This is a genomic window from Bacillus aerius, assembly GCF_029894105.1.
Classification (GTDB): Bacteria; Bacillota; Bacilli; order Bacillales; family Bacillaceae; genus Bacillus; species Bacillus altitudinis.
In genome coordinates, this window is the sequence record NZ_JARYHO010000002.1 from 1 (window position 1) to 11,718 (window position 11,718).

Consider the following 11,718-nt stretch of genomic DNA (forward strand, 5'->3'; position numbering starts at 1 on the left):
TAGCTTTTTCCTTTCACACAATAATCAAGAGCTTCTTCTTTTCGTCCCTGCTTAAAGAAAATGATGGCTAAATCATAACAAGCTTGTACAACCTCTTTAGCACCGATCTTCTCGCCTAACTCTAATGCACGTTGGTAATATACTGTTGCTTTCGCAACATCATCTTGTTTATTAAAACAGTTTCCTAAATTCAACAAACCCTTAGTCGTAATGTAATCATGGCCAAGTGCAATAGATTCCTGTAAAGCTAATTTCAAATGGGGAAGTGCCTTCTCATAACTGACCAGATCGTCATAATTTCCCGCAATCACGAATCTACACTGGATTAACCTAACTTGATATATACTGTTTGCCTTATAAGCATGATACGCCTGTTCAACATAATACATAGATAGATGTGTTTGCTTCATGTGATAAAAGATTTCTGCCATTTTGAAAAAGAACTCCGCACGCTCCAATTCATCAGCTACTTTATCAAGTTTTCTTTCGGCATAGCGATAAAATGTAATAGCTTTTATGTACTCCCCTTTAGAAAACTCATACATCCCTCTGAAAAAATTGAAGTAGTACTCCATAATACCAGTAAGCCTTTTCCCTTCACCTTCGACAGCTCTCAAATAATCAGCTTTGTTGACAGTATTTTTTGATGGATTTACGTATTCAAGCATCTGTTCATGGCGAAATTCCATTAGCTGAAAATAAAGAACAACCTGTTCGTCTTCCTCCATCAAATCCAGTTCATTCTTAACTTCGTTACGGAGAATCTCTGCATCTGTCACATTCAACCTTTTGATATGTCGATACCACTCATTAATCTTCTGACCAACCACAGGCGCTGCAATAGTTCCCATACCATCAATCCCCCGATACATCGCTTTTTTATGTTAAATCCTAGCACATGAAATACGGCTATAACTTGCTTGCGTTTCCATTTTTGAAAATTTTTGGTATCTCGCAAACGTTTTTTAAAATGAATTCAGCAGACTAAACGAAAAACGCATTTAAGTCCCTTATAAACGTTTTTGGCTCATCCCCCTACTTCAATTACCTGAACAAAAATAAAAGCGCTCAGAATCGAATCTGAACGCTCTCAGAGGCATTTTAGAATTACAGCCTCGGTATTTTTATGTATTTAATCATGCATCTTATCATCTAATTAAAAACCGTTTCAAAACGAAAACGGCTCAATCCCTTGATATGATTGGTTTCCAACAGTTTTCTCATCCATTACTACCCCCCTGTTAGCATGGGGGGGTTCTCGTTTGGCTCTCGGTGCTACGCTTTTCGTTGCCACTCAGGCGACTACCGCCGCCTTTTCGCTTCGCACCTTCGCCAAACAATCAGATGAATAAAACTTTCTCTTATTCTATCATTTCCACCAAATTTTTTCATCAATTTCCCAACGGTACAATGCCTGGCATTCTGCTTTGAACGGAGAGAAAATACACGTGCAACTTTTCAGGTGCATAAGTGGGCACTGGTTCTCCAGTGACTCTTTATGGGCTCTGCCCAAACCCGCCAACGGTCAGCCCGTTGGATCGCAAATGTTCAAACCCCCTACCCCCGATCTTCGGGGGATGCCCCTTCGGCTGGCGCAAACAAACGGGGTTTGTTTGAATCAATAGGCTTTGGATGTGGTGAATGAGTCAACTCCTTAATGCTCACTTTCGTTCCGCTTACCGTTGACTCATGCCACATGTTTTTCACTCCATTTTTTAAACAGTAACGCTCCTTTTGAGTGCACACTTTTCCGAAACAACACAAAACAAACACGAAACTTAATTCAAAGCTTTTGAACCCTTGTTGCTACTGATTTTTTTGCAAACGCTCCCTTTCTTTGTGTGCAGGTGCGCTCCTTTTCGAACACAAAACGTTACCAAACTTTCGTGAAAAACCCCCGTTGGCTTTTCTAAAAACACGCACATTTTTTGGTGCGTATAACTGGGCACTTTGACAAGTGGTCGGCAACTGGCCGATCATTTTTCATCACTGATCCGACAGTGATCGGCTCGTTTTTCAGTAGTGATGGGAAAGTGATTACCTCAAAAATCGCCACTGCTGCAGGAGTGATTTACACCACTTCTTTGGGGTCATTTTTTTGCTAGGCTTTGCCTAGTTCCACACCATAAGTGGGGACAAAAACCCCTTATGCTCTTCTCGTTTTTCCTTTTTATGGTGTGACAGTTTTGCCGTTTCTGACACATCACCGCATTTTTCTCCTAAAAAAAGGTGTGTCAGTTTTTCATTTTTAGGCACATTCTTTTCAAAAATTGCAACCGCCACGAAACAAATCACCCTGTGATTTCAAGCATGAAATGGTTGCAGTTTTCCCTTATGCTCTTTTCGCCTTTTCCGAAATGTCTCCAGCGACACTTATCAAATTTTTTCTCTTTCAACCCGCTACGCAAAACAAAAACATTTTGCCTTTTGATCTAGAAGGGCGTAGCGTATACCGTAGCGAATGAATCATAAAGAGGTGAACCCGCTATGAAACCCGAAACCTACCTTTCTTCACAAGACATTGCAAACAAGCTCAATGTCTCCAGCGTCACGATACGCAAATACGCCGCCATGCTTGAGAAAAACGGCTATAACTTCGCCAGAGACACTAAGGGATGGCGTCAGTATAATGAGTCCGATTTATCCGCTATGGAGTATATATACACACACTCTAAATTGAGTGGTAAATCACTAGAAGAAGTAGCCAAACTTGTAGCGACCTTGTATCGGTCAAACTTGTCCATATCGGATACCGCTACACCGCTACAAGATGTCAATGTCGCCGATCTCATTCAAAGACAAGAGGAATTCAATCAGGCCATCCTAAAACGACTCGAACAATTTGAAGAACAACAAAAAAAGCGAGATGAAAATCTCATGCTCGCTTTGAAAGAATCCATTGAAGCAAAAAAAATGATTGCTGCTGCTCAACAAAAAAAGTGGTGGCAATTTTGGAAATAGGACACCCATGACAATAGTCCACTTATACACTGCTTTTGCGTATGATAGAATCTAACGATATTCGTCAAAACAGTATAAAGTAATTTTAAAAAATCGTTTTCTTTAAAATAACCTTAAATATACAAAATAACGGTTTCTATAAATTAACTATTGTGTAATTATTATGGAGGTAATGAAATTGTTTTTTAAAAAAATGACAAAAGAAGAGAAAAAGAACACAGATAAAGCAGCAAGAGTAGCACTTGTATTCTATCTAATCGCATTATCTATAAGTTCTTTATATTCATTTTTTAAGGAAACAGGATTTAATTTATATTTTATGATCTTGATGGTTGGTTTAATCATATTTTTCATGAGTGACTTCTTATTCAATAAAACAAAAAAACATGAAAAATGATAAGAACCATCGAAATATAAAATAAAATTATTAAAAGGATCGGAGTGTATATTATGAAAAAGTACGGAATTTTATTTTTAACTTTAGTGTTCCTATGCTCAACATTATCTTTAACAATTTCGCCTATCAACGCACAAGCACAAGTATCAAACAAAACACAAACAGATGTTGTTACATTCGAAAAAGAATTTAATAAATTAATAGTTACACTAGAAAAAATGGTTTCTAAAGGGATTGATTTTCAAGACTTAAAAAATAATAACAACAAAAAAATCGAATCTCTTACAACTGAAGAAAAAAAAGTATATCAAGATTATAAGTCCTATCTTGAAAATCCTGAAAACCAAAAAAGCGATTCATTAAACTCAAGAATCATAGATAACGGAGAAATCTCAACTCTAGCTAAAAAAGCAAGTGGTATTTACATTTCTCAAAAACAAATACAAAGAATAAACGATGTTTCAGGTTTTAGTGGCGGAATTGTTGGAGTAGCTACAGCCCTAATTAAAATGAAACTAGGATTATCACCAACTGCTTTAACTATGTTAATTTTAGCAGTTGCTTCTCTAGGCATAGGTGGTCTTAATCTTTGCAATAAATATAAAAAAGGAGTTTATCTTAAAGGTGAATTCATAGGATCAATATATATGCCTATGGGAACTGTTTCTTGTGTAGCAAAAAAATAATATAAAACAACATAAAAAAGCAGGCTATCTTCTAGCCTGCTTTTCTACTTGATTATGTAATTCTTTATGCCAACATGCCAATGAGCCATGACCTCAAATGTCTCATTAGCCACCTCATCATCATCTTCCTCAATCCTAACAAGATCTCCGTCTTCAGCATCGGTCAAATTCAATTCCTTATGAATCTCTTTCAAGATCCCGCCATAACCGATCAAACGCCTTGCACTTAATGCATCATCCAAGTAATAGACCGTATCCAAATTCTCCTCAGTCACTTCATTCCCACGTATCACATCCGTATCCTTGACTGGATACTTTGAAATTTCAAGAATCGCTTTTTGTTCTTCTATTGCTTCGCGCACTTCTTTTTCAATCGCTTCCGCATCGATCCCCTTTTTTCCTTTGACCCGCTGCACATGCACAATCGGTGTGTAATCCAATTTCATTGCCTTCTTCCAAAAACTTGTCCACTCTGTTTGCTTAATATAACTTTTACCAAAGTAATTTCTCTTTACAGGAATAAGCACATGAAAATGTGGGTGATATGTATTTTCTTTATGATTTTTTGTTATCTCTAAAGCTCTAAAAAAACCAAGTGTCCCAGTTTTCACTTTTTTATATTGAAACAGCTTTCTATAACCTTGCATCATATCTGTAATTGTTTGTTTCAATTGATCCCCTTCAACATTTTTAACTGTTAACGTGAGGAATATCCATGCAGGCTTATATTGCCTGTTTGCTTCTTCCACAATCAACTTATTGTGATAAGCAATTTTTAAAGACCTTCGCCATGCACACATAGAGCACAACCTCACTTTACAAAAATAAGCTTGATATAATTTAAGTCTGCCTGTTTCTTTTTCTCTTTTAAACGCAAGACATTCGGCACAATTAGATATCTTCTCTGCCTTTTTTCCGTAGTAAGGCGCACCGATACGCTTTTCAAGCCCTTCATAATGAGATGACATTAGTGAAGATCGCATCTTTTTTCCTTTCCAATCCCGCTTTTTACCTGTTGCGGTTTTGTCCTGAAGGATGCTATAATTCGATTCAGATGAATATGTCAAAATAAAAACTCCTTCTGAAGCTAGTCCTCTAGCACTCTATTATTTTTGTTGTGGTGACTTAATAATAGCAGATGGAGTTTTTACCTGTCAAAATGCCTTTAAACCATTGATGTCACTGGATTCATTCTGTTTTTTCAAAATGACAGTGTTTCTATATGTATCAAGATAAGAAAAGACACGATTCTGACTCCGTCAAAATCGCCCAAAAATCTGGCGAAACGCCATCTTTTTAAAAACCAAAACCTCAAAACCTAAAAGACCAAAGACTAAACCAAATTTCCCCGCAGGGGGAGATTTTTTTTTGATTTTTAGCAACAAAAAAAACAGACCCTAAAGGTCTGTCGATTTTCATGTTACAAATCGAATACGATACATCATGTTGCATTCCTTGAAGCAACAGAAACGCTGTTATCTTGCGTCGCTAAACCATAAACTGGCGCAACAGCCACAGCTAAAATCAAAACGGCAGCCATAATTTTTTTAAACGTCATATTCAAAATCGCCCCTTTGAATCAGTTTCTGAACTTGGATCATCTTCTTGTAAAAAAATACAGAATCATCCAATCGTTCTATGTCATTATAAAATCTTCCAGCCTCTAAAGCTAGGTCTTCTAAATAAGGATAACCACGACTATATAAAAGTTGATCGAATTTTTGATTGACTTCAACACTAGGCGAAACCGTCACATATAACTCATGAAGCACATTAAAAAGATCGACAAACATATAATCATCATACTTTTCAGCATAGCTTTTTCCTTTCACACAATAATCAAGAGCTTCTTCTTTTCGTCCCTGCTTAAAGAAAATGATGGCTAAATCATAACAAGCTTGTACAACCTCTTTAGCACCGATCTTCTCGCCTAACTCTAATGCACGTTGGTAATATACTGTTGCTTTCGCAACATCATCTTGTTTATTAAAACAGTTTCCTAAATTCAACAAACCCTTAGTCGTAATGTAATCATGGCCAAGTGCAATAGATTCCTGTAAAGCTAATTTCAAATGGGGAAGTGCCTTCTCATAACTGACCAGATCGTCATAATTTCCCGCAATCACGAATCTACACTGGATTAACCTAACTTGATATATACTGTTTGCCTTATAAGCATGATACGCCTGTTCAACATAATACATAGATAGATGTGTTTGCTTCATGTGATAAAAGATTTCTGCCATTTTGAAAAAGAACTCCGCACGCTCCAATTCATCAGCTACTTTATCAAGTTTTCTTTCGGCATAGCGATAAAATGTAATAGCTTTTATGTACTCCCCTTTAGAAAACTCATACATCCCTCTGAAAAAATTGAAGTAGTACTCCATAATACCAGTAAGCCTTTTCCCTTCACCTTCGACAGCTCTCAAATAATCAGCTTTGTTGACAGTATTTTTTGATGGATTTACGTATTCAAGCATCTGTTCATGGCGAAATTCCATTAGCTGAAAATAAAGAACAACCTGTTCGTCTTCCTCCATCAAATCCAGTTCATTCTTAACTTCGTTACGGAGAATCTCTGCATCTGTCACATTCAACCTTTTGATATGTCGATACCACTCATTAATCTTCTGACCAACCACAGGCGCTGCAATAGTTCCCATACCATCAATCCCCCGATACATCGCTTTTTTATGTTAAATCCTAGCACATGAAATACGGCTATAACTTGCTTGCGTTTCCATTTTTGAAAATTTTTGGTATCTCGCAAACGTTTTTTAAAATGAATTCAGCAGACTAAACGAAAAACGCATTTAAGTCCCTTATAAACGTTTTTGGCTCATCCCCCTACTTCAATTACCTGAACAAAAATAAAAGCGCTCAGAATCGAATCTGAACGCTCTCAGAGGCATTTTAGAATTACAGCCTCGGTATTTTTATGTATTTAATCATGCATCTTATCATCTAATTAAAAACCGTTTCAAAACGAAAACGGCTCAATCCCTTGATATGATTGGTTTCCAACAGTTTTCTCATCCATTACTACCCCCCTGTTAGCATGGGGGGGTTCTCGTTTGGCTCTCGGTGCTACGCTTTTCGTTGCCACTCAGGCGACTACCGCCGCCTTTTCGCTTCGCACCTTCGCCAAACAATCAGATGAATAAAACTTTCTCTTATTCTATCATTTCCACCAAATTTTTTCATCAATTTCCCAACGGTACAATGCCTGGCATTCTGCTTTGAACGGAGAGAAAATACACGTGCAACTTTTCAGGTGCATAAGTGGGCACTGGTTCTCCAGTGACTCTTTATGGGCTCTGCCCAAACCCGCCAACGGTCAGCCCGTTGGATCGCAAATGTTCAAACCCCCTACCCCCGATCTTCGGGGGATGCCCCTTCGGCTGGCGCAAACAAACGGGGTTTGTTTGAATCAATAGGCTTTGGATGTGGTGAATGAGTCAACTCCTTAATGCTCACTTTCGTTCCGCTTACCGTTGACTCATGCCACATGTTTTTCACTCCATTTTTTAAACAGTAACGCTCCTTTTGAGTGCACACTTTTCCGAAACAACACAAAACAAACACGAAACTTAATTCAAAGCTTTTGAACCCTTGTTGCTACTGATTTTTTTGCAAACGCTCCCTTTCTTTGTGTGCAGGTGCGCTCCTTTTCGAACACAAAACGTTACCAAACTTTCGTGAAAAACCCCCGTTGGCTTTTCTAAAAACACGCACATTTTTTGGTGCGTATAACTGGGCACTTTGACAAGTGGTCGGCAACTGGCCGATCATTTTTCATCACTGATCCGACAGTGATCGGCTCGTTTTTCAGTAGTGATGGGAAAGTGATTACCTCAAAAATCGCCACTGCTGCAGGAGTGATTTACACCACTTCTTTGGGGTCATTTTTTTGCTAGGCTTTGCCTAGTTCCACACCATAAGTGGGGACAAAAACCCCTTATGCTCTTCTCGTTTTTCCTTTTTATGGTGTGACAGTTTTGCCGTTTCTGACACATCACCGCATTTTTCTCCTAAAAAAAGGTGTGTCAGTTTTTCATTTTTAGGCACATTCTTTTCAAAAATTGCAACCGCCACGAAACAAATCACCCTGTGATTTCAAGCATGAAATGGTTGCAGTTTTCCCTTATGCTCTTTTCGCCTTTTCCGAAATGTCTCCAGCGACACTTATCAAATTTTTTCTCTTTCAACCCGCTACGCAAAACAAAAACATTTTGCCTTTTGATCTAGAAGGGCGTAGCGTATACCGTAGCGAATGAATCATAAAGAGGTGAACCCGCTATGAAACCCGAAACCTACCTTTCTTCACAAGACATTGCAAACAAGCTCAATGTCTCCAGCGTCACGATACGCAAATACGCCGCCATGCTTGAGAAAAACGGCTATAACTTCGCCAGAGACACTAAGGGATGGCGTCAGTATAATGAGTCCGATTTATCCGCTATGGAGTATATATACACACACTCTAAATTGAGTGGTAAATCACTAGAAGAAGTAGCCAAACTTGTAGCGACCTTGTATCGGTCAAACTTGTCCATATCGGATACCGCTACACCGCTACAAGATGTCAATGTCGCCGATCTCATTCAAAGACAAGAGGAATTCAATCAGGCCATCCTAAAACGACTCGAACAATTTGAAGAACAACAAAAAAAGCGAGATGAAAATCTCATGCTCGCTTTGAAAGAATCCATTGAAGCAAAAAAAATGATTGCTGCTGCTCAACAAAAAAAGTGGTGGCAATTTTGGAAATAGGACACCCATGACAATAGTCCACTTATACACTGCTTTTGCGTATGATAGAATCTAACGATATTCGTCAAAACAGTATAAAGTAATTTTAAAAAATCGTTTTCTTTAAAATAACCTTAAATATACAAAATAACGGTTTCTATAAATTAACTATTGTGTAATTATTATGGAGGTAATGAAATTGTTTTTTAAAAAAATGACAAAAGAAGAGAAAAAGAACACAGATAAAGCAGCAAGAGTAGCACTTGTATTCTATCTAATCGCATTATCTATAAGTTCTTTATATTCATTTTTTAAGGAAACAGGATTTAATTTATATTTTATGATCTTGATGGTTGGTTTAATCATATTTTTCATGAGTGACTTCTTATTCAATAAAACAAAAAAACATGAAAAATGATAAGAACCATCGAAATATAAAATAAAATTATTAAAAGGATCGGAGTGTATATTATGAAAAAGTACGGAATTTTATTTTTAACTTTAGTGTTCCTATGCTCAACATTATCTTTAACAATTTCGCCTATCAACGCACAAGCACAAGTATCAAACAAAACACAAACAGATGTTGTTACATTCGAAAAAGAATTTAATAAATTAATAGTTACACTAGAAAAAATGGTTTCTAAAGGGATTGATTTTCAAGACTTAAAAAATAATAACAACAAAAAAATCGAATCTCTTACAACTGAAGAAAAAAAAGTATATCAAGATTATAAGTCCTATCTTGAAAATCCTGAAAACCAAAAAAGCGATTCATTAAACTCAAGAATCATAGATAACGGAGAAATCTCAACTCTAGCTAAAAAAGCAAGTGGTATTTACATTTCTCAAAAACAAATACAAAGAATAAACGATGTTTCAGGTTTTAGTGGCGGAATTGTTGGAGTAGCTACAGCCCTAATTAAAATGAAACTAGGATTATCACCAACTGCTTTAACTATGTTAATTTTAGCAGTTGCTTCTCTAGGCATAGGTGGTCTTAATCTTTGCAATAAATATAAAAAAGGAGTTTATCTTAAAGGTGAATTCATAGGATCAATATATATGCCTATGGGAACTGTTTCTTGTGTAGCAAAAAAATAATATAAAACAACATAAAAAAGCAGGCTATCTTCTAGCCTGCTTTTCTACTTGATTATGTAATTCTTTATGCCAACATGCCAATGAGCCATGACCTCAAATGTCTCATTAGCCACCTCATCATCATCTTCCTCAATCCTAACAAGATCTCCGTCTTCAGCATCGGTCAAATTCAATTCCTTATGAATCTCTTTCAAGATCCCGCCATAACCGATCAAACGCCTTGCACTTAATGCATCATCCAAGTAATAGACCGTATCCAAATTCTCCTCAGTCACTTCATTCCCACGTATCACATCCGTATCCTTGACTGGATACTTTGAAATTTCAAGAATCGCTTTTTGTTCTTCTATTGCTTCGCGCACTTCTTTTTCAATCGCTTCCGCATCGATCCCCTTTTTTCCTTTGACCCGCTGCACATGCACAATCGGTGTGTAATCCAATTTCATTGCCTTCTTCCAAAAACTTGTCCACTCTGTTTGCTTAATATAACTTTTACCAAAGTAATTTCTCTTTACAGGAATAAGCACATGAAAATGTGGGTGATATGTATTTTCTTTATGATTTTTTGTTATCTCTAAAGCTCTAAAAAAACCAAGTGTCCCAGTTTTCACTTTTTTATATTGAAACAGCTTTCTATAACCTTGCATCATATCTGTAATTGTTTGTTTCAATTGATCCCCTTCAACATTTTTAACTGTTAACGTGAGGAATATCCATGCAGGCTTATATTGCCTGTTTGCTTCTTCCACAATCAACTTATTGTGATAAGCAATTTTTAAAGACCTTCGCCATGCACACATAGAGCACAACCTCACTTTACAAAAATAAGCTTGATATAATTTAAGTCTGCCTGTTTCTTTTTCTCTTTTAAACGCAAGACATTCGGCACAATTAGATATCTTCTCTGCCTTTTTTCCGTAGTAAGGCGCACCGATACGCTTTTCAAGCCCTTCATAATGAGATGACATTAGTGAAGATCGCATCTTTTTTCCTTTCCAATCCCGCTTTTTACCTGTTGCGGTTTTGTCCTGAAGGATGCTATAATTCGATTCAGATGAATATGTCAAAATAAAAACTCCTTCTGAAGCTAGTCCTCTAGCACTCTATTATTTTTGTTGTGGTGACTTAATAATAGCAGATGGAGTTTTTACCTGTCAAAATGCCTTTAAACCATTGATGTCACTGGATTCATTCTGTTTTTTCAAAATGACAGTGTTTCTATATGTATCAAGATAAGAAAAGACACGATTCTGACTCCGTCAAAATCGCCCAAAAATCTGGCGAAACGCCATCTTTTTAAAAACCAAAACCTCAAAACCTAAAAGACCAAAGACTAAACCAAATTTCCCCGCAGGGGGAGATTTTTTTTTGATTTTTAGCAACAAAAAAAACAGACCCTAAAGGTCTGTCGATTTTCATGTTACAAATCGAATACGATACATCATGTTGCATTCCTTGAAGCAACAGAAACGCTGTTATCTTGCGTCGCTAAACCATAAACTGGCGCAACAGCCACAGCTAAAATCAAAACGGCAGCCATAATTTTTTTAAACGTCATATTCAAAATCGCCCCTTTGAATCAGTTTCTGAACTTGGATCATCTTCTTGTAAAAAAATACAGAATCATCCAATCGTTCTATGTCATTATAAAATCTTCCAGCCTCTAAAGCTAGGTCTTCTAAATAAGGATAACCACGACTATATAAAAGTTGATCGAATTTTTGATTGACTTCAACACTAGGCGAAACCGTCACATATAACTCATGAAGCACATTAAAAAGATCGACAAACATATAATCATCATACTTTTCAGCA

General features: G+C 36.9%; 10 protein-coding genes and 1 pseudogene. 6 read left to right on the forward strand and 5 right to left on the reverse strand.

The window, feature by feature from the left end:
- Window positions 1-851, reverse strand: an 851-nt coding sequence (locus M2353_RS20150; RefSeq protein ID WP_284726023.1) for a response regulator aspartate phosphatase, incomplete at its 3' end; no start/stop codon positions are given.
- 1,636 nt (window positions 852-2,487) lie between these two features.
- Between M2353_RS20150 and M2353_RS20155 the strand changes: the two genes are divergently transcribed.
- The 3 genes from M2353_RS20155 (at window position 2,488) to M2353_RS20165 (ending at window position 4,044) form a co-directional block, all read left to right on the forward strand.
- The gene (locus M2353_RS20155; RefSeq protein WP_275552656.1) at window positions 2,488-2,961 is read left to right on the forward strand and encodes a DUF3967 domain-containing protein; all 474 of its coding nucleotides are present in this window, start codon (window positions 2,488-2,490) and stop codon (window positions 2,959-2,961) included.
- Window positions 2,962-3,139: 178 nt separating this feature from the next.
- Entirely contained in the window at window positions 3,140-3,358 is a 219-nt protein-coding gene (locus M2353_RS20160; RefSeq protein ID WP_284726024.1) for a hypothetical protein, read from the forward strand.
- A 53-nt stretch (window positions 3,359-3,411) separates the two neighbouring features.
- Entirely contained in the window at window positions 3,412-4,044 is a 633-nt protein-coding gene (locus M2353_RS20165; RefSeq protein WP_284726025.1) for a hypothetical protein, read from the forward strand.
- A 44-nt stretch (window positions 4,045-4,088) separates the two neighbouring features.
- Here M2353_RS20165 and M2353_RS20170 read toward each other — a convergent pair whose 3' ends face one another.
- Together M2353_RS20170 and M2353_RS20175 are read right to left on the reverse strand one after the other, a co-directional pair.
- A complete protein-coding gene (locus tag M2353_RS20170) occupies window positions 4,089-5,111 on the reverse strand; it encodes a protein rep (RefSeq protein ID WP_284726026.1) in 1,023 nt (340 codons plus the stop codon).
- Between the two features lie 480 nt (window positions 5,112-5,591).
- A complete protein-coding gene (locus M2353_RS20175; protein WP_106073181.1) occupies window positions 5,592-6,710 on the reverse strand; it encodes a response regulator aspartate phosphatase in 1,119 nt (372 codons plus the stop codon).
- A gap of 1,636 nt (window positions 6,711-8,346) precedes the next feature.
- Between M2353_RS20175 and M2353_RS20180 the strand changes: the two genes are divergently transcribed.
- The 3 genes from M2353_RS20180 (at window position 8,347) to M2353_RS20190 (ending at window position 9,903) form a co-directional block, all read left to right on the forward strand.
- A complete protein-coding gene (locus M2353_RS20180) occupies window positions 8,347-8,820 on the forward strand; it encodes a DUF3967 domain-containing protein (protein WP_275552656.1) in 474 nt (157 codons plus the stop codon).
- A gap of 178 nt (window positions 8,821-8,998) precedes the next feature.
- Window positions 8,999-9,217, forward strand: coding sequence for a hypothetical protein (locus M2353_RS20185; protein ID WP_284726024.1), 219 nt, complete (start codon window positions 8,999-9,001; stop codon window positions 9,215-9,217).
- A gap of 53 nt (window positions 9,218-9,270) precedes the next feature.
- On the forward strand, window positions 9,271-9,903 hold the full coding sequence (locus tag M2353_RS20190; RefSeq protein WP_284726025.1) for a hypothetical protein: 633 nt from the start codon (window positions 9,271-9,273) through the stop codon (window positions 9,901-9,903).
- A 44-nt stretch (window positions 9,904-9,947) separates the two neighbouring features.
- On the opposite strand, the gene M2353_RS20195 is transcribed toward M2353_RS20190, so the two are convergent.
- Both M2353_RS20195 and M2353_RS20200 read right to left on the reverse strand, forming a co-directional pair.
- A complete protein-coding gene (locus M2353_RS20195) occupies window positions 9,948-10,970 on the reverse strand; it encodes a protein rep (RefSeq protein WP_284726026.1) in 1,023 nt (340 codons plus the stop codon).
- A gap of 480 nt (window positions 10,971-11,450) precedes the next feature.
- A pseudogene (locus M2353_RS20200) lies at window positions 11,451-11,718 on the reverse strand (aspartate phosphatase); the annotation flags it as partial.